At 59.9% G+C, this 25,836-nt stretch carries 24 protein-coding genes, 1 pseudogene and 1 riboswitch; of the genes and pseudogenes, 9 read left to right on the plus strand and 16 right to left on the minus strand.

What is annotated here, in order from left to right:
• The first annotated feature begins 129 nt into the window (after positions 1 to 129).
• The gene (locus tag POF45_RS10775; RefSeq protein WP_259496542.1) at positions 130 to 564 is read left to right on the plus strand and encodes a Z-ring associated ZapG family protein; all 435 of its coding nucleotides are present in this window, start codon (positions 130 to 132) and stop codon (positions 562 to 564) included.
• Positions 565 to 746: 182 nt separating this feature from the next.
• On the opposite strand, the gene POF45_RS10780 is transcribed toward POF45_RS10775, so the two are convergent.
• The 8 genes and pseudogenes from POF45_RS10780 to POF45_RS10815 all read right to left on the minus strand — a co-directional run bounded on the left by POF45_RS10780 (position 747) and on the right by POF45_RS10815 (position 11,850).
• Positions 747 to 1,526: a YiaD family glycine zipper/OmpA-like lipoprotein gene (locus tag POF45_RS10780; RefSeq protein WP_259496543.1), complete on the minus strand. Its 780-nt coding sequence runs from the start codon at positions 1,524 to 1,526 to the stop codon at positions 747 to 749.
• Positions 1,527 to 1,627: 101 nt separating this feature from the next.
• The gene (locus POF45_RS10785; RefSeq protein ID WP_282315656.1) at positions 1,628 to 2,269 is read right to left on the minus strand and encodes an MBL fold metallo-hydrolase; all 642 of its coding nucleotides are present in this window, start codon (positions 2,267 to 2,269) and stop codon (positions 1,628 to 1,630) included.
• Positions 2,270 to 2,354: 85 nt separating this feature from the next.
• Entirely contained in the window at positions 2,355 to 5,093 is a 2,739-nt protein-coding gene (locus tag POF45_RS10790) for a winged helix-turn-helix domain-containing protein (RefSeq protein ID WP_282315657.1), read from the minus strand.
• A 340-nt stretch (positions 5,094 to 5,433) separates the two neighbouring features.
• Positions 5,434 to 6,798, minus strand: a complete 1,365-nt coding sequence (locus tag POF45_RS10795) for a DUF1329 domain-containing protein (RefSeq protein WP_259496548.1) — start codon at positions 6,796 to 6,798, stop codon at positions 5,434 to 5,436.
• Between the two features lie 28 nt (positions 6,799 to 6,826).
• Entirely contained in the window at positions 6,827 to 8,716 is a 1,890-nt protein-coding gene (locus POF45_RS10800) for a DUF1302 domain-containing protein (protein WP_259496549.1), read from the minus strand.
• A 346-nt stretch (positions 8,717 to 9,062) separates the two neighbouring features.
• Complete coding sequence (locus tag POF45_RS10805; protein ID WP_282315660.1) at positions 9,063 to 10,745, minus strand: fatty acid--CoA ligase; 1,683 nt, start codon at positions 10,743 to 10,745, stop codon at positions 9,063 to 9,065.
• A gap of 147 nt (positions 10,746 to 10,892) precedes the next feature.
• Positions 10,893 to 11,051, minus strand: a pseudogene (locus POF45_RS10810) (MFS transporter); the annotation flags it as partial.
• Positions 11,052 to 11,220: 169 nt separating this feature from the next.
• Complete coding sequence (locus tag POF45_RS10815; RefSeq protein WP_259496552.1) at positions 11,221 to 11,850, minus strand: LysE family translocator; 630 nt, start codon at positions 11,848 to 11,850, stop codon at positions 11,221 to 11,223.
• Positions 11,851 to 12,134: 284 nt separating this feature from the next.
• Between POF45_RS10815 and POF45_RS10820 the strand changes: the two genes are divergently transcribed.
• The 4 genes from POF45_RS10820 to POF45_RS10835 all read left to right on the plus strand — a co-directional run bounded on the left by POF45_RS10820 (position 12,135) and on the right by POF45_RS10835 (position 17,439).
• Positions 12,135 to 13,100, plus strand: coding sequence for a 2-hydroxyacid dehydrogenase (locus POF45_RS10820; protein ID WP_259496553.1), 966 nt, complete (start codon positions 12,135 to 12,137; stop codon positions 13,098 to 13,100).
• A gap of 33 nt (positions 13,101 to 13,133) precedes the next feature.
• A complete protein-coding gene (locus tag POF45_RS10825) occupies positions 13,134 to 14,132 on the plus strand; it encodes a methyltransferase (protein WP_282315661.1) in 999 nt (332 codons plus the stop codon).
• A gap of 50 nt (positions 14,133 to 14,182) precedes the next feature.
• Positions 14,183 to 14,306, plus strand: a riboswitch (yybP-ykoY riboswitch).
• Between the two features lie 88 nt (positions 14,307 to 14,394).
• Entirely contained in the window at positions 14,395 to 14,979 is a 585-nt protein-coding gene (locus tag POF45_RS10830) for a TMEM165/GDT1 family protein (protein ID WP_259496555.1), read from the plus strand.
• Between the two features lie 318 nt (positions 14,980 to 15,297).
• Positions 15,298 to 17,439 (plus strand): methyl-accepting chemotaxis protein, encoded by a 2,142-nt coding sequence (locus tag POF45_RS10835; protein ID WP_282315662.1) that lies wholly within the window; start codon positions 15,298 to 15,300, stop codon positions 17,437 to 17,439.
• A gap of 45 nt (positions 17,440 to 17,484) precedes the next feature.
• On the opposite strand, the gene POF45_RS10840 is transcribed toward POF45_RS10835, so the two are convergent.
• Genes POF45_RS10840 through POF45_RS10850 form a run of 3 tightly spaced genes read right to left on the minus strand, consistent with a single transcriptional unit; the run spans position 17,485 to position 18,598 of the window.
• Entirely contained in the window at positions 17,485 to 18,108 is a 624-nt protein-coding gene (locus POF45_RS10840; RefSeq protein ID WP_259496558.1) for an SOS response-associated peptidase, read from the minus strand.
• Between the two features lie 35 nt (positions 18,109 to 18,143).
• Positions 18,144 to 18,404, minus strand: coding sequence for a putative signal transducing protein (locus POF45_RS10845; RefSeq protein ID WP_259496561.1), 261 nt, complete (start codon positions 18,402 to 18,404; stop codon positions 18,144 to 18,146).
• A gap of 11 nt (positions 18,405 to 18,415) precedes the next feature.
• Positions 18,416 to 18,598 carry a CPXCG motif-containing cysteine-rich protein gene (locus POF45_RS10850; protein ID WP_259496562.1) on the minus strand — a complete coding sequence of 61 codons (183 nt, stop codon included), beginning with the start codon at positions 18,596 to 18,598 and terminating at the stop codon, positions 18,416 to 18,418.
• 141 nt (positions 18,599 to 18,739) lie between these two features.
• Between POF45_RS10850 and POF45_RS10855 the strand changes: the two genes are divergently transcribed.
• Positions 18,740 to 19,903 (plus strand): 1-acyl-sn-glycerol-3-phosphate acyltransferase, encoded by a 1,164-nt coding sequence (locus POF45_RS10855; RefSeq protein ID WP_259496563.1) that lies wholly within the window; start codon positions 18,740 to 18,742, stop codon positions 19,901 to 19,903.
• A gap of 82 nt (positions 19,904 to 19,985) precedes the next feature.
• Here POF45_RS10855 and POF45_RS10860 read toward each other — a convergent pair whose 3' ends face one another.
• The gene (locus POF45_RS10860) at positions 19,986 to 20,264 is read right to left on the minus strand and encodes a hypothetical protein (RefSeq protein WP_259496564.1); all 279 of its coding nucleotides are present in this window, start codon (positions 20,262 to 20,264) and stop codon (positions 19,986 to 19,988) included.
• Between the two features lie 194 nt (positions 20,265 to 20,458).
• Between POF45_RS10860 and POF45_RS10865 the strand changes: the two genes are divergently transcribed.
• A complete protein-coding gene (locus POF45_RS10865) occupies positions 20,459 to 20,665 on the plus strand; it encodes a hypothetical protein (RefSeq protein ID WP_259496565.1) in 207 nt (68 codons plus the stop codon).
• Positions 20,666 to 20,859: 194 nt separating this feature from the next.
• On the opposite strand, the gene POF45_RS10870 is transcribed toward POF45_RS10865, so the two are convergent.
• Positions 20,860 to 21,444, minus strand: a complete 585-nt coding sequence (locus tag POF45_RS10870; protein ID WP_259496566.1) for a YajG family lipoprotein — start codon at positions 21,442 to 21,444, stop codon at positions 20,860 to 20,862.
• Between the two features lie 191 nt (positions 21,445 to 21,635).
• On the opposite strand from POF45_RS10870, the gene POF45_RS10875 reads away from it, so the two are divergent.
• Both POF45_RS10875 and mqo read left to right on the plus strand, forming a co-directional pair.
• On the plus strand, positions 21,636 to 21,869 hold the full coding sequence (locus POF45_RS10875; RefSeq protein ID WP_259496567.1) for a hypothetical protein: 234 nt from the start codon (positions 21,636 to 21,638) through the stop codon (positions 21,867 to 21,869).
• A gap of 741 nt (positions 21,870 to 22,610) precedes the next feature.
• Positions 22,611 to 24,119 (plus strand): malate dehydrogenase (quinone), encoded by a 1,509-nt coding sequence (mqo, locus tag POF45_RS10880; RefSeq protein ID WP_259496568.1) that lies wholly within the window; start codon positions 22,611 to 22,613, stop codon positions 24,117 to 24,119.
• A 219-nt stretch (positions 24,120 to 24,338) separates the two neighbouring features.
• On the opposite strand, the gene POF45_RS10885 is transcribed toward mqo, so the two are convergent.
• The 3 genes from POF45_RS10885 to POF45_RS10895 form a co-directional block, all read right to left on the minus strand.
• Positions 24,339 to 24,626: a PA4642 family protein gene (locus POF45_RS10885; protein ID WP_259496569.1), complete on the minus strand. Its 288-nt coding sequence runs from the start codon at positions 24,624 to 24,626 to the stop codon at positions 24,339 to 24,341.
• 150 nt (positions 24,627 to 24,776) lie between these two features.
• A complete protein-coding gene (locus POF45_RS10890; protein ID WP_259496571.1) occupies positions 24,777 to 25,250 on the minus strand; it encodes a WbuC family cupin fold metalloprotein in 474 nt (157 codons plus the stop codon).
• 2 nt (positions 25,251 to 25,252) lie between these two features.
• Positions 25,253 to 25,810 (minus strand): hypoxanthine-guanine phosphoribosyltransferase, encoded by a 558-nt coding sequence (locus POF45_RS10895; RefSeq protein WP_259496572.1) that lies wholly within the window; start codon positions 25,808 to 25,810, stop codon positions 25,253 to 25,255.
• Between the last annotated feature and the right edge of the window lie 26 nt (positions 25,811 to 25,836).

Here is a 25,836-nt window from a genome sequence, read left to right on the forward strand (position 1 = left end):
TCCGTGACCTCAAATCGGGTCGACTCGTCTAGCAAATTGTCTGTGCCAATCTATTGCGAGTGAATCGCGGTATACAGCGCAGGTTCGAGCCGTTAACGTAAAGCAAAGCCGTTTATAGAGGAAGGACTCGTGGAACACTCGCTCTTAGTTTGGTTGTTGCCGACTCTTGCCCTGGTTGTGGGTGTCGCCGTTGGTTTCCTGATCGCTCGCCTGGTGCCGAATGCCGCGCCTAACCGCACGCAACGTCAGCTGGACGACATTCAGGAACGTTTCGACAGTTATCAGAATGAAGTGGTGACCCACTTCAACAGCACTGCAACGCTGGTCAAGAAACTGACTGCCAGCTATCAGGAAGTGCAGGATCATCTCGCCGAGGGTGCCAATCGCCTGGCCCTGGATGAGCAGACTCGCCAACGCCTGCTGGCCGCCCTGCATGCCGACGCAGCCGTTGCCCCACGCGAACGCCTGACACCACCACGCAATCAGGAGCCACCACGCGATTACGCGCCAAAAGCCCCAAACGCCCCGGGCATGCTTGATGAGCAGTATGGTTTGAAGAAGTAATCAGGTTTCGCGCGATACCAAAAGCCCTCGGATGAGTGATCGTCCGGGGGCTTTTTCATGTCCGGGATTTTCTTCGCCTATTAGGCCTGCTCGCGAAGGGGCCCGCACAGACAACACAAAAAAAACCGCCCGATCTGCTGAGAATCGTGCGGTTTTCCTATACCTGGGGTTCAGTCAGGCTGTTACGGGTACTGCTGGTATTGCTGACCTTGTTGCTGATACTGCTGCACCGGCTGGCCTTGCTGCTGGTACTGCTGTTGAACCGGCTGACCCGGTTGTTGATATTGCTGACCCGGAATCGCCTTCAGATTGACCTCAACCCGGCGGTTCTGCGCCCGGCCATTGACGTCGCCGTTGCTGGCAATCGGGTTATCCGGCCCGGCACCGACCGCGGAAAGATTCGCACCGCTGACACCCTGCGACGTCAGATAGGTCGCAACGCTCTGGGCGCGACGTTGGGACAGGTCCATGTTATGCGCGCGGCTGCCGGTGCTGTCGGTGTAGCCGACGATCTCGATCTGGTTTTGGCTGAACTCACGAAGCGAGCCTGCCAGGTTGTTCAGTGGCTGATAGAAACTTGGAGCGATGTTCGCCGAATCGGTGGCGAAGGTGATGTTGCCCGGCATGATCAACTTGATCTGATCGCCCTGACGCTGCACCTCGACGCCCGTATTGGCCATGCTGGCGCGCAGTTTTTTCTCTTGCTGATCGGCGTAATAACCGTAACCGGCAGCGGAGGCGCCCACTACCGCAGCGCCAATCAACGCGCCCTTGCCACGGTTGTTGTGGTCGATGGCCGCACCGGCCAGTGCACCAGCCAATGCGCCAAGGCCGCCGTACTTGGCGGTCTTGCTCACGCCGGAATCAGCCTGACCCTGATTGTCATAAGGATTGGGTGAAGCGCACCCGGCCAGCATGGCCACAGCGGTAGCAACAATAATCAAACGAGGCGTGGTGAACATGAAGAGCTCCTACTTTCGCATTCTGTGGTGCAACGGACGTTGGCAATGGACCTTTGCGGGCGTTGGATCATCAAAAACAACAATAATTCAATCGCTGACCATCATGCTCTGACAAAAGGGTTATCGCGCATTTCATCGCCCAGACAAGTATCCGGGCCATGCCCGGTGACCACGGTTGCGTCCTCGTCGAGGGTATACAAGCGCTGCTTGATCGACCGCACAATCGTGGCCTGATCGCCACCCCACAGATCCGTGCGCCCTACACCGCGACGAAACAACGTATCACCGGCAATCAGCAGCTTAGCCTCTGCAAACCAAAAGCTCATGGAACCTGGCGTATGACCCGGCGTGTGAATGGCCACGCCACAGCCGCAGGCCAGTTCCTCATCGTCCGCCAGCCAGCGATCCGGGGCCGGAACAGGTGTGTACGGCACACCGAACATCTGGCATTGCATCTCCAGGTTGTCCCAGAGGAACTGATCTTCTTTGTGCAGGTGCAAGGTCGCGCCGGTTTTCTCCTTCAATTGACCGGAAGCCAGGAAGTGATCCAGATGCGCGTGGGTGTGGATAATGCTGACCACCTTCAGCCCCAAGGCGTCGAGGCGCGCGAGGATCAGCTCGTGATTACCGCCCGGATCGACGACGATCGCTTTTTTGGTGATGGGATCGCCGATGATGGTGCAGTTGCACTGGAGCGGGCCGACGGGAAAAGTTTCGCGGATGAGAGCGGATTGCGGGGACATTGGGCGTGCTCGAAAAACAGGGATGGACAATTCTGGCACAAATCCATCCCTTGCCATTTACGCTCATGTGCACAATGAAAAGACGTCAGCCCAATACCCCCAACTCTTTCGCTCGCGCCACTGCCTGTGTCCGTCGTTCAACGCCAAGCTTGCTGTTGATATGGCTGGCATGGGTCTTGACCGTGTGCAACGAAATGAACAGCTGATCGCTGATTTCCTGATTCGAACAGCCTTGGGCGATCAAGCGCAGCACTGCCAGTTCTCGCGTACTGAGGTGTTCAGCTCCGACAGGCGACTCCAGTATCGGGCGCGGGGTAATGGCTGGAAGTTGCTCTAAAAGACTTTGCGCTACGGGCGTCGATACGCCCTGCTGGAGTTGCGCCCGCAACCAGTCCGGGTGTGCCGCCAGCAGTGTATCGAAGGGTTGCAGCACACCACCGGCCGCAACCTCCAGCGCCTGTGCCAATGCTTTACGCGCTTCGGGCTCACGGCCACCGGCCAGCAACAACGTCACTTTCTGCGCCAGCGCCATCACGCTCAACATCTGCCGGCCCGTTTGCTGGCCATGCTCCAGCAACGTATTCAAACGCCCCTCCGCCCGCATCGGTTGCCCTTGAATCACCTCCAACAACGCCTGCTGTAGCTCGATGTGCAGCGGCAGTTGCGGATGAAATTCCGGTGGCGCGGCCGGACGTTCGCCGTTGTAGGTCTGGCCCAGCCGCGCCAGCCAGGCTTCGGCCAGATCGATGCGCCCCTGGGCCAGCCAGAGTTCGCATTTGACCAGGGTAATCATCGCCAGGTAGTAGATCGGCGGAACATCCCAGATGTGCATCAGCCGCTCGGCTTCGGCCAGTTCGGCGAAGGCTCTGGCAAACTCGCCAGTGCTGCCCTCAATCCTCGCAATCACACAGTGGCCGATCAGCACGCTGATATCGCGACAGGCCCGTGCTTCGGACAATCCGGCTTGCAACCGCAATCTTGCCGCCTGAGGCTGCAAGCGCATCGACAGCAAGAATCCTTCGTACAGGATCAGCCGCGCCCGTACCGCATAGAGACGTTGCGGCGACAAACCCTGCAAACGTTGCAGCCCCTGACGGACCTCATCCAATGAACGTAGAATTTCCCCTCGGGCTTGCAACACCCGAGCGCGGTCGTAGTGAGCCAGCGCCTCGAACAAAGGATTACCGACGCGCTGGGCCAGTTCCAGGGAGTCTCTGTTCAAGCCCCGCGCACGCCACAAGTCGCCATCGGCAATCGCCAGGTTGGACAAGGTCGACAGGCACATCAGACGCTGGCCGTAACGCTTGGCCGGCAGGCTTTCCAGCGCCTCGGTGCAGTACCGCAGCGTCAGTTCCCGATGGCCGCGCCCGCGAGCGATGATGCCGCTCAGGGCCAGCCATTGGGCGAGCATGGATTTTTGCGCGGTGGCCGATGGCGCCGGCAGGAAGCGACTCAAGTGATTGGCCAGCTCTTCGGCGGCGTCCAGCTGACAGGCCAGCCCCAGCGCCCAGCTGTACAACACAATCAGTCGAGGTGTGCTGATCAGCAGGCTGTCGGGCAGGTCCATTTTCCAGCGCAGCAACATCCCGATGTTCTGCTCAGCCAGCAGTTGTTCTTCAGAGAGGTTCTGTACCAGGTTGGCGGCAACGTCCAGATGCCCGGCACGCAATGCTTGTTCTACCGCCTCGTCGAGCAAGCCCTGGCCGTTGAACCAGCGACAGGCGCGCAGGTGCAGACTGGCCGCCGGCACGATCGCCTTTGTGGTCGGCCGGGTGCGCAGCAAATCGGAAAAGAGATGGTGATAGCGATACCAGTGACCCTGCTCATCCAGCGGCACCAGAAATACCTGGTGCGCCAGCAGGAAGCGCAGGATCTCCGCACTGTCATGAGCCTCGCGCACGGCGTCGCACAACTCGCTGCAAAAACGTTCCTGAGACGCTGTATCGTAGAGGAAGGCCTGCACCTCGGCGGGCAGGCAGTCGATGACTTCTTCCAGCAGATAGTCGCGAATCAACCCTTCCCCGCCGTTCAGCGATTGCGCCAGCACACCATCAGTGCCCGCCTCCGACGCTGCCAGCAGCCAGAAGCGCAAACCGGCGACCCAGCCTTCGCTACGCTGGATCAGGTTTTCCAGCGCCTCGCCACGCAACGAGCTGCTGTGCCGGTCAAGCAGGCTCAGGGCTTCGTCGTGGGTCAGGCGAAGATCTTGTTCATGCAGTTCGAGCAGTTGCCGCGACAACCGAAGGCGGGCCAGGTGCCAGTCGGGACGCTGCCGGCTGGTGACCATGACCAGCAGGCCGTCGGGCAGGTGATTGAGGAAGAATTGCAGGCAACGATCCAGCACCGGACCTTGGGCCAAATGGTAATCGTCGAGTACCAGCAGCAACGGAGTGCTTACAGAAAGATGCACGGCCAGTTCATCGAGCAGCCCGTCCAGCCACTCTTCGAAGGCAAACGGTTGATGACGCTGCCGCATTTTCAACAGGCCGAGGGCCTGGCTGCCCAATTGCGGGAAATAGTCCTGCAAGCCTTCGAGCAGCCGTTCAAGGAATCGCCCCGGATCATTGTCCCGTGGGCTCAATCCCAGCCACAGGCTTTGCCAGTGATCCGGCAGGCCCTGACAGAACTCCACTGCCAGCGAACTCTTGCCGAACCCTGCCGGAGCACTCACCAGCAATAGCCGGCCACTGAGCCCGGCACTCAGGCGCTCGCACAAACGAGGCCGCAGTACGTGGCCGTCAGGCAACGGCGGGCGAAAAAAACGCCCGTCCACTGTTGCGACGCTAACACGTGCAGGACCCGCAATCGGGGACAGATCAGTCATGGCCGGCTCTTGTTTGAATGGCTGTTGGCGGCGTTGCAGATGTCCGCAGACTAGCGGTAAACGAAGAGGGTTTGAAGGTTATTGCTACAAATGGCTACAAAAAGACTACCAGCAGATGTATCAACTCAATGTTGGGTTTCAACCGGTGGACCGTGTTGTCCTCTTCGCGAGCAAGCCCGCTCCCACAGGAGAAAGCGTTCCTCCATACGAATACGGTCAAATGTGCGAGCGAGCCTGCTCGCGAAGAGGCCATCAGAACCACCGAATATCTCAAGCCGCACAAAAAAAACGCCCCGAACCAGTCGGGGCGTTTTTTGAGGATGCGGCCTCTGGTTACAGCTTAGCGAATGCCATCCTGACCCAGGTTGCCCGGCTGGAATTCGCTTTTGGTGGCAGAAAAGCCGAAGTCATAGGCCTGTTTCTCTTCGTTCTTCATGCCCAGTGCCAGGTAGCGGCCCGATTGCAGGTCGTACAGCACTTCCAGCGCGTACCACGGCACTTGCTTGTCGTAGTAGTCCTCGGCATGCGCCTCTGCCACACGCCACAACTGACCGCGACCGTCGTAGTGGTCGATGACCGCTGCTTGCCAGGTATCTTCGTCGATGAAGAAGTCACGCTTGGCGTAGATGTGACGCTGGCCTTCCTTCAAAGTCGCCACCACATGCCAGACGCGACGCAACTCGTAACGAGTCAGGTCCTGGTTGATATGGCCGGCCTTGATGATGTCGGTGTACTTGAGGTTCGGCGAGTCGATCTTGTAGCTGTCGGAGGCAATGTACATCTCTTTCTTGCCTTCGAGTTTCCAGTCATAGCGATCCGGCGCACCGTTGTACATGTCCAGGTTGTCGGATGTACGCAGGCCATCCGCTGCGGTTCCCGGACCATCATAGGACACTTGCGGTGCCTGACGCACACGGCGCTGGCCAGTGGCGTAAACCCAGGCCTTGCGTGGCTCCTTCACCTGGTCGAGCGTTTCGTGCACCAGCAACACAGTACCTGCCAGACGGGCCGGCGCGGTCACTTTCTGTTTGAAGTAAAACAGGATATTGCCCGGATTTTTCGGGTCGTAGTCCTTCATCTTGTCGCGGAACACGAACTGGTCCTGGAAATACACCAGGCTGAACGAGCCGTTCGTCTGTGGTGTCGCCTGAGTCACAAGACGGGTCACGCTGCCACCGCGATAGCGGGTGATGTGGTTCCAGATGACTTCCAGACCGCTTTTCGGAATCGGGAACGGTACAGCGGTTTCGAAGTTTTCCAGACCGTTGCCACCGGCGACCAGATTGGTCGTCGTGGCATTTCTCCTGATGGCGGCGAACACGTCATCCGGCACGGTGGAACCGCGATGGGACGGGTAGACCGGCATCTTGAAGGTGTCCGGGTAGCGCTTGAACATTGCGTACTGGCCCGGAGCAAGCTTGTCCTTATATTGCTCGACGTTTTGTGCCGTGATGGTGAACAGCGGCTTTTCGCTGCCGTACGGATCGGACAGGAAGCCTCGACTGTCGACTGTGCCGGCATTTTTTGCCAGCGGTTTCCAGGCCGGGATCGAGCCGTCGGCGTTACCCGCCATTTCGGCCCCCATCGGCGTCAGGCTTTTGCCCAGCTTGTCGGCTTCGGCAGCAGGGACCGCCGCCATGACACCACTGGCCAGCAGCGAAAGCCCCAGAACACCGGCGTGGAACAGACTCTTTGTTATTTTCATATGTGTGTTCGTCCTGAAAAAACTGTGCTTAGAAGTTCACGCCAACGCTGAGGGCAACGAAATCGCGATCATCCACCGTGCTGTAGCTACCACCAAAGAAGTTGGTGTAGTTCAGGCTCGCTGTGTAGGTGTTCTGATACTCGGCATCAAGCCCAAGGCTGATTGCCTTGCGACCTTCTTCGAAGTTACCGCCAGGACCTGGGGAGTAACCCTTGACGTCATGGGACCAGGCCACGTTCGGCTTCAGGTTCACGCCGGCAAAGACGTCGCTGTAATCCCAGATGGCACGACCGCGATAACCCCAGGAAGTGGCTGTGGTGAAACCGTCGTTGTTGCAGTTGCTGCTTTGGTTACTGGTTGATGCACCCGCCCCGGCACCTGCGATGGTGGACGCGTTGAGGATTTGCGAGCAGGTGTTAAGGCCGCCGGTGGAAGGCAGCTCGCCCGGGCCGAAGACCGGGTCGCGACCGTAACGAGCGTCGGACTTGCTTTCCAGGCCGCCGACGTGGGTCACACCGACCTCACCGACCAGGGTCAGACGGTTGGCGCCCATGACCTGATCGAAGAAGTGCGTTAGGGTGGTCTGGAGCTGGGTGATTTCCTTGCGGTTATAGCCGTGCAGGTCCTGACCCGGAACGCCGCTGAGGATCGAGGCGTTGGTCAGCGCACCGCCCAACGGGCGCACACCGGCGAACAGGATATCGGTGGAGTTCAACTGCACCGGCGCGTTCGGCCGGTAGCTGACCTCACCGCTCCACGCCGTACCGGTAGGCAGGGTGGTGGAGAAGCTCAGGCCGTACAGGCGAATGTCTTCAGGATATTCGATGAAATACTCGGAGTTACCCGCCACCACCAAAGGCCCCAGCGCCTGGAACGGGCCTGGGAGCGCCTTGACGCCGTTATAGACCGACTGTGGCGCGCCCGTGGCACTGAAGATCGGCGCACGGCTGTGGTAGTTCATGAAGTAGGCACCGAATTCGGTGGCCAGCGGATCGAACATGTACTTGGCGGAAACACCCCACTGCCCGCTGTCTCGTGCGTTGCGGTTAGGGGCCCGGCGTACCAGGACGCCTTCGTCGTTGACGTCGACATTGGCAGCGGCCAATGGGCCGAGCGCCACGGCTGGAATCGTCGACTGCTTGTTCAGTACCCGCAGGTTATCGTCGCAACCGGTGGTCACAATGTCCGGCTGCGAGAAGAACGTGCCGCAGTTGTCGGTCACGGTCTTTTGCCAGTCAAGCTGATAGAAGCCCTCGGCGGACAGGTTTTCGGTCAGGCTTTGGGACACGTAGAACATGTTGACCGGGATCAGGCCTTCCTTGATCTCGGCACCCGGACGGCGGAATGCAGATACGTCGATGGGGTTGATCGAGTTGATGCCGCCGCCGATGAAAGTACTCTCGCCCCAGTTCACCACCTGCTTGCCCAGACGCACCGAACCCGGCTCATCGGCAATGGAGTAGTTGTGGTAAACGAAGGCGTCGAGGATCTGGCCACCCGAAGACTTGGCGGCTTCATCGCGGTGATCGTTGCTGACGTTCTTGAAGTCCAGGTCCTGGTTCTGCAGCGCGAAGTCGTACCAGTATTTGCCCCGTACGAAGACACCGGTGTCGCCGTATTTCAACTCAAGGTCATGGATACCCTTGAAGATCTTCGAGAAGGCTTCCCCGCTCTTGAAGTTCAAGTGACCGTCATCGGAGGTCTGGGACAGGCCCTTGCCACCGTTGTTGACGCCAATGAGGTCCTTGTTCGGCTGCTGGGTCGAAATACTCATGCCCAGGGAGAGCGAAGAATCGAACTGACCTTCTATTTCACCGATGTTGAAACTGACGCCGAATGCAGGCCCGGCGAGCGTAGAGGCGAGACTGACTGCCAGAGGCAGTTTTGCCCGGCGCCAGAACTTGTTTACTGATGTCATCGACGCTACTCCATGTGCATTATTGTTATGGCATTGAGCACTTTTAAAAACGCTGAGGGTGACCGGAAGCCAAGGCGTCCCGAATTCACTCCAAAGTTGCATCGCCCCGTTTTGTGCGTTTGCCCCGTTCTTAAAAATCCTTGACGGACTATAGCCAGCAGGTAGTACGACTTGATCCCTCTAAAGTGTGATTTGCAGCTGCCGGCCACTCTGGAACAGTCCTTTCGCCAGTCCGACACATGTCGGCACGGCAAGGATGGCTGAAAATTCGAATTTCACAAGCCAAGCGCTTGCTTGGTGGGGCTGGCGTGTCCTGCCGGGCACGCCAGTGAACATCGGGGAGCGCTTAAAGCGTCGAGAGGAAGGTGCTGTTGTTGGCCTGCCATTCGGTGATGTCGAGGCGGATACGCTTCTTGTCGAGTTTGCCGACGCTGGTCTTGGGAATTTCCGTAACAAGGGCGATCTGGCTCGGGATCGCCCACTTGCTCAGGTGCCCCAATTCGACGAACGGCTTGAGGTGTTCCTTCAGCTCCCTGGCCCCGATCTCATAGCCCTCGCGGATCACCAGCAAGGCAAACGGGCGCTCGCCCCACTGCGGATCGGCGATGCCTACCACTGCTACTTCGCGTACCGCGACGTGCCTGCTGATCAGGTCTTCCAGGTCCAGGGACGAGATCCACTCGCCGCCGGTCTTGATCACGTCCTTGATCCGGTCACGGATGTCGATCACGCCCATGCTGTCGAGCGTCGCCACGTCGCCGGTGTGCAACCAGCCGCCAGCCCAGAGCTCGGCGCCTTTGAGTGGTTCGTTGAAATAGCCTTCGGTGAGCCACGGTGCACGCAGTACCAGCTCGCCCTGGGTCTCGCCATCGGCGGGCAGGAAGTTGCCCTCGCCATCGACAATCGCCGCCTCTACCAAAGGTCCCGGCACACCGGCCTTGATCCTGTAAGTGGTGCGTTCGTCTTCGGTGCCGGCCATCAACTCGTCATTGAGGTGCGCGCAAGACACCAGCGGCCCGGTTTCCGACATGCCGTAGGCGGCGGTCAGCTGGATGCCCCTGGCCTTGGCCGTTTCGTAGAGCGTGCGGTTCAGCGCACTGCCGCCAATGACGATTTTCCAGCCGCCAAAGTCGGTGCCCTGAGCCGCCTTGGCGTTGAGCAGCATTTGCAGGATGGTCGGTACACAGTGAGAAAAGGTGACCTTCTCCTTGCGCCACAACTCCACCAGGAATTCCGGGTCGTAGCGACCGGGGTAAACCTGTTTGAGCCCGAGCATCGTCGCCACATACGGCAGGCCCCACGCGTGCACATGGAACATCGGCGTGATCGGCATATAGACATCGTTGGTGCCCAGCAGCCGCACGCTATCGATGGAGCCCATGATCGTCGCCACGCCCATGGTGTGCAGCACCAGTTGGCGGTGGGTGAAGTACACGCCTTTGGGGTTGCCGGTGGTGCCGGTGGTGTAGAACGTGGTGGCGACGGAGTTTTCGTCGAAGTCCTGGAAGTCGTACTGCGGGCTCGCGGCGGCCAGCAGTTGCTCATACTCGCCGACCAGATTCGGCAGATCAGCGGTCTTGTCCGGCAGATCGGTCAGCAGCAGGGTTTTCTCGACGGTGGTCAGGTGCCCGGCAATCGCTTGATAAAGGCCCACGAACTCGCTGTTGACCAGCACGAAGCGGTCCTCGGCGTGGTTCATGGTGTAGAGAATCTGTTCCGGCGACAGGCGCACGTTAATGGTGTGAATCACCGCGCCGATCATCGGGATGGCAAACATGCATTCCAGGTAGCGATGGCTGTCCCAGTCCATCACCGCCACGGTATCGCCCGCCTTGACCCCGGCCGCCGTCAGTACGTTGGCCAGCCGCGCGACACGCTCGATCAAGGTCGGATAGCTGTAGCGCAACTGGTCGCGGTAGATGATCTCGCGGGTTTTTTCGTAACGAGCGCCGGACATCAGCAGTCGTTTAATCAGCAGCGGATACTGGTAGGCGCCTTCGGCGGGCGGAATAACGCGAGTCTGCAACATAAGAATCCCTTTTCTGACTGCACGGTGTTGGCTGTAGAGGTAAGCACTCTAGAGCCCTTATACCCTAGCCAAATCAGTCAAAGGAATGATTTGCAGAGCCGTACAAATGCTAGCTTTGCGCCAGCATTTTCCTGTTTTCCTCCATGATCAGGCGATCTGTCCTACAGCAGTCTCGGACGGTGTCCGTGGGAAAACCAGTGCTGCCACGAAGGTCAACGCCGCAAACCCCGCCAATATCAGGTAAAGCCCTACAAAACCTTGGCGCGGTTCGACGAATGAAATCAGCGGAATCGTTGTCGCGCTGGCATTCGGCCTGGCGTATGTGGACGGCTGGGCGGTGATTGCGCTGGGGGCGGCCTGCATGTTCGTGGTGCGAGGGTTGCCAATTTCGTCGCGCCGCAATGGCAATCCCTCAAAAGATCGCAGCCTGCGGCAGCCCCTGCGGGTTTGCGCCGTCCGGCAGGGCGGTGTTTTATCAATGCATCTCGGTGAACGCGAGTTTCACGCCGATGGCGATCAGCACAGCCCCCATGGTGCGGTCGAACCAGTGGCCCATGCGAGCAAAACCGGACCGAACGCGCTGCTGGCTGAACAGCATCGCCACCAGGCAGAACCAGCCAGCGGTGGCAACCGCCAGGTAAATCCCGTAACCGGCCTGCACTGCCAGCGGCGTGTGCGGATTGATCACCACGGTGAACAGCGACAGGAAAAACAGCGTGGCTTTCGGGTTCAGGCCGTTGGTGACGAAGCCCGAGGTGAACGCGCCGCGAGCAGTGCGCTCGCCCACTTCCTTGTGCAAATCGTCGGCGACCGGTTTCGCCGGCTGCGCGCGCAAGGCCTTGAAGCCGATGTACAGCAGGTAAGCAGCGGCGGCCCATTTCAAGGCATTGAACAGCACGATCGACTGCGACACGATTAGACCGATGCCCAGCAGCGAATAACCGACGTGCAGGAAAATCGCCGTGCCGACACCCAGCGCCGTCCACGTCCCGGCGCGACGACCGTGGGTCACGCTCTCACGCACCACGACCGCAAAGTCCGGGCCGGGGCTGGCCACGGCGAGCAGGTGAATCAGCGCAACGGTCAAAAATTCTGTCCAGTACATGGAGGCTCCTCTGGGGTGGCTTGGTGAATAAATAATTCTGAAGCGAACTCAGTCTCTGTGGCGAGGGAGCTTGCTCCCGCTGGCCGCGAAGCGGCCCCAATTCAGGCAACCGCATCTTGTCGGTCAGACCGATTCATCCGGTTTACGACCGCTTCGCAGCCGAGCGGGAGCAAGCTCCCTCGCCACTGGTTTATGCGTCAGCCTTGCTTGATGCGTAACCATTTGTTTCATCTGGTAGGCTCGGCAGATTACGCCTTCAGTTCATTGCACAAAAGGTACAGTTGATGACGAACACTCGCCGCGCCGTTTTCCTCGACCATCCGTCCCTGGACCTGGGCGACCTCGACCTCACGCCGTTGCGCGAATGCTTCAGCGACCTGCAACTGTTTGCCCAGACCACGCCGGACCAAGTGATCGACCACCTCAAGGGCGCCACCGTCGCCATCAGCAACAAGATTCTGATCGATGCCGCCGCCATGGCCGCCAGCCCTGAATTGAAACTGATCCTGATCACCGCCACCGGCACCAACAACGTCGACCTGGCCGCCGCCCGCGCCCACGGGATCACGGTCTGCAACTGCCAGGGTTATGGCACGCCGTCGGTGGCCCAGCACACGATCATGCTGCTGCTGAATCTGGCCACGCGCCTGGCCGATTATCAGAAAGCCGTCGGCGAAGGTCGCTGGCAGCAGGCCAGACAATTCTGTCTGCTGGACTACCCGATTGTTGAGCTGGAAGGCAAAACCCTCGGCCTGCTGGGTCACGGCGAACTGGGCGGTGCGGTGGCGCGGCTGGCCGAGGCATTCGGCATGCGCGTGCTGCTGGGGCAGATTCCGGGCCGCCCTGCCCGGCCGGATCGCTTGCCACTCGATGAGCTGCTGCCACAAATCGACGCCCTGACCCTGCACTGCCCGCTCAATGAACACACCCGTCATTTCATTGGTGCACAGCAACTGGCCTCGATGAAACCCGGCGCCTTCGTGGTCAACACCGCTCGTGGCGGTTTGATTGATGAACAGGCTTTGGCCGACGCCTTGCGCAACGGCCATCTGGGCGGCGCTGCCACTGACGTGCTGAGCGTCGAGCCGCCGACCGCCGGCAATCCCTTGCTGGCCGATGATATTCCACGGTTGATCGTCACACCGCACAACGCCTGGGGCAGTCGCGAAGCACGGCAGCGGATCGTGGGTCAATTGAGCGAAAACGCCCAGGCGTTCTTCAGCGGTACAGCGCTGCGGGTCGTCAGTTGATAAACTGCGGCACTTTTTTTCAAGGAGCAGAGTATGGATCCGCGCAGTGAAGTACTGCTTCGTCAGCCCGAGTTGTTTCAGGGTTCGGTATTGCTGGCCGGGTTGCCCGCCGATGATCTGCTCGGTCGTCTGCCCGATGCCCATGGCTGGTGCTGGCATGCCGGCGATCAAGCGGCGCTGGATGCGCGTTTCGCCGAGCGCAGCCACTTTGGCGTCAACGTGCCCGAGCGTGAATTCGATACCGCCGTGGTGTTCCTGCCCAAATCCAAGGACCTCACCGACTACATCCTCAACGCCGTTGCCTCGCGCCTGGCGGGCCGCGAAGTGTATCTGGTCGGGGAAAAACGCAGCGGCATCGAAGGCGCCGCCAAGCAACTGACCCCGTTCGGCAAACCGCGCAAGCTCGACAGCGCCCGGCATTGCCAGTTGTGGCAGGTCACTGTGGCTGAAGCGCCACAAGCCAAATCCCTGGAAAGCCTGGCGCAGACTTATGAATTGCCATTGGCCGAAGGACCGTTGAAAGTCATCAGCCTGCCGGGCGTCTTCAGCCACGGACGCCTGGATCGCGGCAGCGCCTTGCTGCTGGAGCACCTGGACAAATTGCCAAGCGGCCACTTGCTGGACTTCGGGTGTGGTGCCGGTGTGCTGGGCGCGGCGGTCAAACGTCGTTACCCGCACAATCAGGTGACCTTGCTCGACGTCGACGCGTTTGCCGCCGCCAGCAGCCGCCTGACATTGGCGGCCAACGGTCTGGAAGCGGATGTGATCACCGGTGACGGGATCGATGCGGCGCCTATGGGTCTGAGCGCGATTCTGAGCAATCCACCGTTCCATGTCGGGGTTCACACCGATTATTTTGCCACCGAGAATTTGCTGCGAAAAGCGGCGAAACATCTGAAAAACGGCGGCGAACTGCGCCTGGTGGCGAACAGCTTCCTGAAATATCAACCGTTGATCGAGGAGCATCTGGGAGTCTGTGCGATCAAGGCCGAAGGACAGGGTTTCAGGATTTACCGGGCCAAACGCGGCTGAAACCTCTTTTAAAAAAGAGGCTTGCTCTATCCGATTTGCCTAGGCAGAATCCGCTCCGTCCTAGGGGAGTAGTCTCCCACGAGCGCCATGCTCGTCCGGCATACGTCAACATACTTGGTCCTCAGACCATGGCGTATGCGGCCCAAGCGTCCACACAGATGGATCGCTGGGTTTGACAAGACCTATGACACGAACACCTTACCCGGGGCGGGGAGGCTGTACGTGTCATAGCCGTGTCGACCCGCCCCTTAGGAAAACCCTGATGCTGGATTCTCTACTCGTTCCCACCGCTATCGTTGCCTTGGCCGAAATCGGCGACAAGACGCAACTGCTCGCCCTCATTCTCGCCGCGCGCTTTCGCAAACCCTGGCCAATTATCGCCGGTATCGTCGTCGCGACCCTGGCCAACCATGCGGCAGCCGGCGCGGTAGGCGCCTGGTTCGGCAGCCTGGTGTCGGATGCGGCACTGCACTGGATCCTCGCCGCCAGCTTCACTGCCACCGCCTTGTGGACGCTGGTGCCGGACAAGATGGACGACGACGAAGCCAGCACCGCGCGCAAATTCGGGCCGTTCCTGACCACGCTGATCGCCTTTTTCCTGGCCGAGATGGGTGACAAGACCCAGGTCGCCACGGTGATGCTCGCGGCGCAATACCCGGAACTGTGGCTGGTGATTATCGGCACGACTGCCGGCATGCTGATTGCCAACGTACCGGTGGTGCTGGCCGGCAACTTTGCCGCCGACAAACTGCCACTGACGTTGATCCGTCGTCTGGCGGCTGCGGCGTTCTTTGTGCTGGCGATTGTTGCGGTGTACAAGGCGATGCAGACCAGCGGGTGGGTTTGACGCGGTAGGTCGATAGACCGCGTTATCGTTCTTCGCGCGCAGGCTCGCTCCCACATCAGATCTTTGGTGCACACAATCTGTGAGCAATGGAGATCCCGTGTGGGAGCGAGCCTGCTCGCGAAGGGCCCCTCAGCCTCGGCGCATAACCCTCAGAAATTCGCTGCCTTCAATGCTCAGTCAAGGCATGGGCAGGCTCCCCCCCTGATCCATTTGCGACACAGGCCAGTCAAAAACAGTCAATTCGCTCCACTGCGCTCATGGCGACCCAGCCACCGGCCGATACAGCACTGCAGACGTCCTCTTGCGTGCGGAGCATCCATGAAATTCAAGTCGATCCAGTTTTCCGTGGCAGCCCTTGCCGGTGCCATCGTTCTTAGCGTCGTCGCGGCGCTGGTGCTGTACGCGTTGTTCTCCGGGGCGCGGACGCAAGAGATGGTCCAGGAACGCACCCAGGCGCAATTCGAGCAAGTCATCGAACAACGCCTGACATCCCTGGCACAAACCCAGGTCAGCCAGATCCAGCGCGAGCTCGAAGCGCCGTTGTTGATCGCTGGCGGTCTGGTGCGGGTCAACGAACTGATCGGCACGCCGGGGGCCGACGGCCAACCGCAGTTGAGCCTCAGCCGTGAGCAATTGATCAACCTGATCAAGGAAAACGTCGCCCGCAACCCGAAAATTCTCGGCACCTACATCGGCTGGGAAAAAAACGCACTGGACCACAACGATGCGACCTACGTGGACAGCAAAGTCGTCGGCATCGACGCCAGCAACGGGCGCTTCCTGCCATGGTGGTTCCGTAACGAAGACGGCAGCCTGGGCCTGGACAAGCTCGCAGACGTCGATGACCAGAAAGTCCTGTCCACCGGCGTGCGCGCCAGCGAGTACTACCTGTGCTCCAAGGAAAACAAAAAATCCTGCGTGATCGATCCCGCACCCTACAAGGTCGGCGACAAGATCGTCATGCTCGCCTCCTTTATTGAACCGATCATGCTCAACGGCGCCTTTCAGGGCATCGTCGGCGCCGACCTGTCGGTGAACTTCATCCAGGACATGCTGCTGGGCGCCAACCAGAAACTGTACGGCGGCGCTGGCGTCATGGCGCTGGTCGGCAGTAACGGCCGGATCGTCGCCTACACCAAAGACCCGAGCAAATTCGGCGAGAAGGTCAGCGACATTCTCGACAGCCAGCAAATCGCCAACATGGCCAACATCAAGCGCGGCGAAGTCACTTATACCGTCGACAAGGCCAACGACCGTATCGAGTTGTACCTGCCGTTCGGCATCGGTCAGACCGATGCGCGCTGGACACTGATGCTGCAACTGCCGCTTAACGCGGTGATGGCCGACCTGCAAAAACTCCAGGGCGACCTCGACAAGCAGCGCAAATCCGACACCTTCGGCATGGCCATGGTCGGCTTGTTGATCGCCGGTATCGGCTTGCTGGTGATCTGGCTGGTCGGTCACGGCATTGCCCGTCCGCTCAAGCAAATGGTGGCGATGCTCGACGACATCGCCCAGGGCGAAGGCGATCTGACCCGCCGACTGACCAGCGACCGCGCCGACGAACTGGGCTCGATTGCCAAAGGCTTCAACACGTTCCTGGCCAAGTTGCAGGCGATGATTACCCAGGTGGTGACGTCGGTGCAGAGCGTCAGCGATTCTTCGGAACACACCGCCGACATCGCCATTCGCACCAACATCGGCGTTCACAAACAAATGGCCGAGATCGATCAGGTGGCCACGGCGGTGCATGAAATGACCGCCACCGCCCAGGACGTGGCGCGCAACGCAACGTCGGCGGCGCAGGCGGCCAGCCATGCCGATCAGGCAGCGGCGCAAGGCATGCAGATTGTGCGCGACACCTCGAACTCGATTGGCGTGCTGGCGCTGGAAATCGGCAAGGCGGTAAGCGTGGTGCAGGCCCTGGCGAAAGACAGCGAGAACATCAACGCCATCCTGACCGCTATTCGCGGCATTGCCGAGCAGACCAATCTGTTGGCCCTGAACGCGGCCATCGAAGCGGCACGGGCCGGTGAGCAGGGTCGCGGGTTTGCGGTAGTGGCCGATGAAGTTCGCAATCTGGCGCAGAAAACCCAGAAGGCGACTGAAGAAATCCAGGCCATGATCCAGCAACTGCAACAAGGCACCCGCGACGTGGTGCGGGTGATGGAAGACAGCCAGAACCGTACCGACGAAAGCGTGCAACATGCAGCCAAGGCGGCCGAGGCACTGGAGACCATCACCAAGGCAGTGTCGGTGATCAACGACATGAACACCCAGATCGCCAGCGCCGCCGAGGAACAGAGCGCGGTGGCCGACGACATCAACCGTAACGTGATCAACATCGGGCAAGTGGCCAATGAAGTGGCCGGCGGGGCGGATGAATCGAGTGCGGCCAGTGCGGACCTGACCAAATTGGCGGAACAGCAGCGGCGGTTGATCAATCAGTTCAAGGTTTGATTCGAAGGCCCCTTCGCGAGCAGGCTCGCGAAGGGGCCGGAACACTCAACCGGGAGTAAGACACTCCGGCCCATTGAGCTTGGGGTCATTCACCAGATTGGCCAGCACTCGCTCGCGCAACGCGGCGGGTTCACTGGCCAGCAATCCCTGCAACACATGCAACGGCGTCTCGGGATCAAGCCAGGCCGCCTGCCCCGCTTCATCCAGAATCAACGGTCGACGCTGACTCGCCGCCGGCTGCGTGATCACCGCCGTGCTCAGCCACACCTGCTCCTGCACCGGATACGCTTCCCAGATGGCCGCAAAGAACAGCGACGAGCCCTCCCCCGGCGTCAGCCAGTACGGACGTTTGCGTGTGGTACCGCGCCATTCATAAAAGCCATTGGCCGGCAGCAGGCAACGCCGCTCGCGCAGGGCCTGGCGAAACATCGGCTGCTCGGCAACGGTTTCGGCCCTGGCATGAGCAGGAGTACGGGACAGGTCAGTGAGCCACGGCGGCGTCAGCCCCCAGCGGGCGCGGGCCAGTTCGCGCTGGCCCTCTGCACCTGCACGCAGCATCAACACCGAATCGTTGGGGGAAATATTCCACTGGGCCTGCTGGTCGGCGGGGAAGCCAGGCAGGGCCGCGAAGGCGGGGTTCCAGCGAAACAGGGCATAACGTCCACACATGGGGCAACACGACTCTTGATCAAACGAACGTCAGCCTAACAGACCAGCGTGCCGGGGAAGCTCTCGGGTGTGTCATCGGACAGCGGCAGCGCGGCATTGTACGCGGTGATCAGCTCCCGGGCGTATTCGGCCTGATCGTTGTCCACCGCCAGGCCCAGCAGGCCGAAGATCGGTAATTCGCCAGTGCCACCGAGCAAATCACGCCCCACCAGATGCGCCTTGATGCCTTCGCTGGCGAGCATGCTTTGCAGCAATTCACCTTCCATCAGGTTTTCCGGCTCGTAGATTCGCTGCATGGCGCGCCCCTTCATTCGTTTTCGCTGTGAACTTCGAGCATCCATTCGTGACCGTCGGTTTGCAGCGTGAAACGGATCGGCCGGCAACACACCGGGCAGTCCTCGATGTATTGCTGATCACCGCCGGACAAGTCCAGTACGGCTTCGGCCTCTTCACCACAATACGGACATTCGTAGCGCTCGGTTTCCAGCATCGCGGTCTCCCAGGTGACTTGTGCGTATAATCGCCGGTCTATTTGCAGGGCTATTTTTGTCTGTCTACTTTTCAGACCGTGCCCCGTTGGTTTTCGATCAAAACCTTTACTTACCCTAGCCGTTTCTAACAAGAGAGCATGATGGGCGAATTCGATGCCATCCGACCTTACGACGACAGCGAAGTCCCAGCGGTGCTGGCACGGCTGCTCGGCGACAAGGCGTTTCTAGATATCCTCACCCACTTCCGCTTCCCGCGTTTTGCCGGTGCATTCGGCTGGATGCTCAAACCTCTTATAGCTCATCGGCTGCGCCGTGAGTTCGCCGGCGTCAACTCGGTGGCCACATTGCAGGACAAGGTCGAGGTTTACGTCGACCACACCATCGAGCGCGCCACCGACGGCGTCACCTACACCGGCGTCGAGCAGTTCAAATCCGGCAGCGCCTACCTGTTCATCGCCAACCACCGCGACATCGTGATGGACCCGGCCTTCGTCAACTACGCTGTGTACCACGCCGGCCTGCCGACCCCGCGCATCGCCATCGGTGACAACCTGCTGCAAAAGCCTTTCGTCAGCGATTTGATGCGCCTGAACAAGAGCTTCATCGTGCACCGTTCGATCACCGGTCGTCGGGAGAAAATGGCCGCATATCAGTTGCTGTCCGCGTACATCAACCACTCGATTCGCAACGATTGCGCCTCGATCTGGATCGCCCAGGCCGAAGGCCGGGCCAAGGACGGCGACGACCGCACCGAGTCGGCGATCCTCAAGATGTTCCATATGAGCCGCAAGGACGAGCCGTTCGGCGAAGTCATTCAGTCGCTGAACGTCACCCCGGTGTCGATCAGCTACGAATACGACCCCTGCGATCAGGCCAAGGCCCGCGAGCTGTTCATCCGCGACACGACGGGCACCTACACCAAGGCGCCGGGCGAAGATGACGTGAGCATCGCCAAGGGCATCACTGGCTACAAGGGCCGGGTGCATGTGAACTTTGCCACGCCCATCACCGAGCTGTTCGAGGATACCAAGCTGTTGGCGATCGAGATGGACCGGCAGATCCTCGGTGGTTATCGCCTGTTCCCGGTGCATTACCTGGCGTACGCGCAGTGGGCTGGCGCTGATCCGCAATTGCAGGTGCCGAAAGCTGCCGAGGTGTTCCCGGCGGATGAGTTGGCGAAAGCCCAGGAAGAATGGCAACGCCGACTGGATGCGTGCCCCGCGGAGCACCGCCCGTTCCTGGTGCTGCAATATGCGACGCCGGTGCGTAATCAATACCGGGTGAAGGCGGGGTTGGCATTGTAAGCGGTTTCAAACGGCGCCCCTGTGGCGAGGGGGCTCGTCGGATCGCCACAGGCTCGCGCTGATCACAACGCCTGCGTCAAACTCAAAACCGGGTGCTGGCCCACGATACGATCAGCGCCACACCCAGGCAGGCGAAACCGAAGCGGTAGAAAAAGCGGTTCATGCGCAGCGTCGCCCAATCCAGGATCGGCTCCTGATTGGGGCTGCTCTGGCGTTGCGCGGCCAGACTGGCCTGCGCGCGTTGTTCGCGACGGCGGGTGGCGTGCAGCAACCAACTGCCCGGGAAGGCCAGCAGCAAGGCCAGCAGGTTGATCAACTTGGCAGGATGGTTGGTAAACAGCGAAATCAAATGCAACGACATCACGGACCTCGGGGAAATCAGGTGTGGCGGACGCCGAACCAACGACCGCGGCGCGGATTCTACCGAAAGCCTGCCCCCCTGCCCTCCCCTTTGCGACAAATAACCAACCACTCGACGAATGACGGCCCAGTGTCACGGCATCGTCATCTGAATACGCCAGCCTGTCGCCCCTCCAAACCCAGACAGAGCCACCCATGCTGCACGCCGAAAACCAGGACCGCCTTTACCTCATTGCCCCAAGCGAGGAACAACAGAACCTTGTTGGCAGCCTTGCCTTCAACGTTCAGGACCGCCACTGGCTGGTGTATTGCGCATTGGGCGGGCATCAGCATGCCGACTTGCCGGAGACGGACTGGCTGACAGGCGTGAGTGTGCTGGATTTTTATTCGCAAGCTGCCTGACACGCCGCGCATCCCCCCTGTGGGAGCGAGCTTGCTCGCGATGGGGATGCAGCATTCAAAGGTTATGTCGCCTGACACTCCGCCTTCGCGAGCAGGCTCGCCCCCACAGTTGATCGGTGTATCTCTGCCATCGGCGAGCATGAAAAAGCCCGGGGCCATTTCTGGCGCCGGGCTTTTTTGAATCAAGGGAACGCTTATTCGCCGAGCATCTGACCCACGGTCGGGTCCTTGAACACGCGAGTCAACGCGTCGCTCAACACATCGCTGACCAGCTTGGTGTTGGTTTCCTGGTTCGGCGCCATGCCGAAACGCTGGTTCTGGGACGCGCCGTAACGCCCGCTGTAACGACGATTGCCGTTCTGCACATCAGAGCGGAATGTGGCACCAATGGTCGCTTCGGTCACGTAGACGCTGTCTTTAGGCGACTGGTATTGCAGCTCCGACAGGGTCACCGTCAGTTGCGGCGCATTCATGCCATTGGACACCGGGGTGAAGCCCAACAAGCGCACGGCGGCTTCGGCCTGAGCCTGCAACTTCGGCAGGATCTGTGCGCCCTGCACGGTGATGGCGCTGGTCTCCGGGTACAGACCGCCACGGGTGCCCAGCGTTGGCGACGGGCGACCGTCCACCACACGAACCACCACTTGCTGGCCATGGCCAACTGCGGCGAGCTGAGTGGTCAGCTTCGGTTCCGGGCTCAGTTGTTGCGGGCTGTTGGCACAGCCGACGAGGGTCAAACTGGTCACAGTGATCAAACCGAACAACAGGCGTTGCAACATGCGCTTCTCTCCAGAATCAGGCACAAACAGGCCCGCAGTATAGCTGTGCGCCACTGTGGCTAACTAGCGCCCAGCAATGATTAGCAAAATCTCCGAAAAACCGGCGCCGTCACATTTCCGTCACGCGCCATACACATTCACGTCACGGCCAACTGGCAACCTTCACCTCAGTCCCCTACAGGTACTTTGCCATGCGTTATCTGATCTCGCTGTTCGCGCCACGCCCGCTGCATCGCAGCTTTGCCCTGCTCGACCGCAACGGCCACTGCCAGGCTTTCAAGCAGTGCAGCCTGCAACCCATGGGCGATGGCTGGGTCGAAATCGAGGAAATTCGCCTTAACTGGCTGCACCAACCCTTGCCCGCCAGCGCCCTTGTCGTGCAGCGTCAAGCACGCCCACGCGCACAACAACTGTTGGCCTCCTGACCGCACGCCTAATAAAAGTCATTAAACACGACCATTTCCCTGCGTTTCTTAGATACAATCTCCCCCCGATTATAAGGACGTCTCCTGATCGGGCCTCGCAGCATCGTCAAAGCACTAGCCTTTGACACCCATACCGCCCACAGAGAGCCGCCCACACAGATCGAGTGAAGCTGGCGCGCTTGCGGTTTTTCCTTTGCAAACCACCACCTTTTCGCGAATCTGCAGAGCTGTCATTACGCTCGGTCACTGAGCTGTTTGCCCGTTTTTGCCTGCCATGTCACCCATGTCGGCAATCCAACCGGGCACGGTGCCAGGCTGGGACAGCCCTTTTTTGAGGTTCACGTCTTCAAAAGAGCGTGAAAAAAACGGGTTTTCACAACTTCACAAGAGTGTGGCGAGCAAATGAATAGTTTTGCGTCTGAACATGCACCATTAGCGTCTGGAACAGCCCAACGACACAGGACCGGATACGCCTCGAATACCGGAGCCTGAAGCCTGTCCGCTACGGATTTGGTTGCACAAACGGATGTCTCGGCCATAAGTCGAATTGCCTCCCGCGCGCTGAAGTGAGTTCATATGGCTCATAGGCCCGGCAGGTAGCGTCCGTCGAAGTTGCGATAAATTGCGAAGATTCGGACATGGCGTTCCTGGCCATGGGTACCTGGGGCATCACTGACACGCCCCGTCACTCCTGGCAGCCATGCCGACAATTTGGTGCTGCAGATTTTGGAGACGCGTTAAATGGCGCATAACGAAGCAGTCGACGTAGTTCTGGTTGGGGCCGGCATCATGAGTGCCACCCTTGCCGTACTGCTCAAAGAGCTCGACCCCGCGATCAAGCTGGAAGTCGTCGAGCTGATGGATTCCGGTGCCGCGGAGAGTTCCAACCCGTGGAACAACGCCGGCACCGGTCACGCCGGGCTGTGTGAGCTCAACTACACGCCGCAGGCCGCCGACGGCACCGTCGATATCAAGAAAGCCGTGCACATCAACACCCAGTTCGAGGTGTCGAAGCAGTTCTGGTCGTACCTGACCCAGAAGGGCACCTTCGGTTCGTGCAAATCCTTCATCAGCCCAGTGCCGCACCTGAGCTTCGTGCAAGGCGACAAAGGCGTGTCCTTCCTCAAGGATCGCTTCAACGTGCTGAGCAAGCACCACGCCTTCTCGGACATGGAATACACCGAAGACAAGGCCACCATGGCCGAGTGGATGCCGCTGATGATGCCGGGCCGTCCTGCCGACGAAGTCATTGCCGCCACCCGGGTGATGAACGGCACCGACGTCAACTTCGGCGCTCTGACCAATCAGTTGCTCAAGCACCTGACCAGCGCACCCGACACCCAGGTCAAGTACTGCAAGCGCGTGACCGGCCTCAAGCGTAATGGCAGCGGCTGGACCGTCAGCATCAAGGACGTCAACAGCGGCAACAGCCGTGAAGTCGATGCCAAATTCGTCTTCCTCGGCGCCGGCGGTGCGGCGTTGCCGTTGCTGCAAGCATCGGGCATCGAAGAGAGCAAAGGTTTCGGCGGCTTCCCGATCAGCGGCCAGTGGCTGCGTTGCGACAACCCGGAAGTGGTCAAGCACCACCAGGCCAAGGTCTACAGCCAGGCTGCCGTGGGCTCGCCACCGATGTCCGTGCCGCACCTGGACACCCGCGTGGTCGATGGCAAGAAATCCCTGCTGTTCGGGCCATACGCCGGTTTCACCACCAAATTCCTCAAGCACGGTTCGTTCATGGACCTGCCAATGTCGGTTCGCGCCGGCAACATCGGCCCGATGCTGGCCGTGGCAAAAAACAACATGGACCTGACCAAGTACCTGGTCAGCGAAGTGATGCAGTCGATGGAACAGCGTCTGGAATCCCTGCGTCGCTTCTACCCGCAAGCGAAAGCCGAGGACTGGCGCCTGGAAGTGGCCGGCCAACGGGTGCAGATCATCAAGAAAGACCCGAAAAAGGGCGGTGTGCTGCAATTTGGCACCGAACTGGTCTCGGCCAAGGACGGATCTCTTGCTGCACTGCTCGGCGCCTCGCCAGGCGCTTCGGTGACCGTTTCGATCATGCTGGAACTGATCGAAAAATGCTTCCCGAACAAAGCGTCCGGTGAATGGGCTGCCAAACTGGCGGAGATTTTCCCGGCTCGCGAGAAAGTCCTGGAAACCGACGCAGCGCTGTATCGCAAGATCAACGCGCACAACAACGTCGCGCTGGAACTGGTTGAAGCCAGTAACGAGACCGAAAGCTACGCCTGATTCGGCCCCACAAAAAACGCCCCGCTCTCATTGAGAACGGGGCGTTTTTTTATGGGCGATGAAACAATTCTTGCCATTGTGGCAAGGGAGCTTGCGCCCGCTTGAGTGCGCAGCGCTCACAAAACCTCCGCTGCTCGCACAATTCCGGGGCCGCTACGCAGCCCCGCGGGAGCAAGCTCGCCACAACTGCGGGGGCCTCTCAAATCTCGAGTCCCGGGGTTAACCGCGAGCCTTGTCGATCAACTCGATGTACTCAGCCGCATTACGCTGATCCTTGATCAGGGCGACAAAGTCATTGCCGTGCTCATCCTGGCCATCAACGTCATACCCGGCCTCGACGAAGAACGTCAGAAACCGCTCGAAGTCATCGATACGCAGGCCACGATAAGCCTTGATCAGTTTGTGCAGCGACGGCGAAGTGGCGTCGACCGGCTCGAAGTCGAGGAACAATTTGATCTGCACATCGCCGATCTCGTCACCAATCAGTTGCTTCTTATCTTTACGCATTGCCGACTCCAGCTCGCAGACATTTCACGGGCGGGCAGTTTACCCCTGCGCGAGCGTCAGGCTCAACGCGCACGCACGGTGCGCTGCGGCCACAGGCAGGCTGAGGTTGCAGGGTTGCCCTACAACATAGAATCTCCCACAGGGCAAACATCAATCGAACTGCGCGAGCATCCACGCCTGATACTCGGCCACACCGGCCTCGCCTTCGCGTGGCGCCCAGTGAGCCAGCTCACCTTCACCGACCGGGCGATAAGGGCCAGACTTGCACTCGAACATCAAGCTGTCCGCCTCCAGCACCACCAAGCCGTGATAGACACCCGCAGGAAGGTCCACGCCCAGGCAATCGCCCCCGGCCTGCAGCACGCGCTTATCGGTGACCTGACCTGACTCGTCAAAAATCAACACACCGAGACGGCCCCGCAGCACCAGCAGGGTTTCGGCCTTGTCGTCGCTCAAGTGCCGATGAGGCGGGATGTAGGTGTTCGGCTGCAACCCCACCGCCATTCGGTGGCAGGGTTCTTCCATCTGGTGGAAGTTGTGATGCTGCCGGCCACGAGGGCTGCCTGCAGCTTTCTCGGCCAATTCGGTGAACAGGGTTTGATCCAGAAAGCTCGGCGTGGCCATGATTACATTCCTTTGACAGCAAAAATCCCGTTGGCGTTACGCCAGTATCCTTTGTAGTCCATACCGTAGCCGAAGATGTAGCGGTCGATGCACGGCAGACCGACGAAATCGGCTTTGAGGTCCGGACGCGCCTTGCGGTCGTGGTCCTTGTCGATCAGCACGGCGGTGTGCACTTTACGTGCGCCGGCATGTTTGCAGTAGTCAATGATCGCGCCCAGGGTGTGGCCTTCGTCGAGGATGTCGTCGATGATCAGCACGTCACGGTCGAGGAACGACACTTCCGGCTTGGCTTTCCAGAACAGGTCGCCACCGCTGGTTTCGTTGCGATAACGGGTGGCGTGCAGGTAGGACGCTTCCAGCGGGAAGTGCAAATGGGTGAGCAGCTTGCCGGAGAAAATCAGGCCGCCGTTCATCACGCAGAAGACCACCGGGTTGGTGTCCGCCAGTTGTTCGTTGATTTGTGCACCGACGCGGGCGATGGCCGCTTCGACTTCAGCTTCGGTGTACAGGCAGTCAGCCTCTCGCATGATTTGACGGATATGCTCGAGATCAGCGGACATGGCGCTCTCCAGGGGGACGGATTCGG

This window comes from Pseudomonas fungipugnans, from assembly GCF_029955235.1.
GTDB classification, from domain to species: domain Bacteria; phylum Pseudomonadota; class Gammaproteobacteria; order Pseudomonadales; family Pseudomonadaceae; genus Aquipseudomonas; species Aquipseudomonas fungipugnans.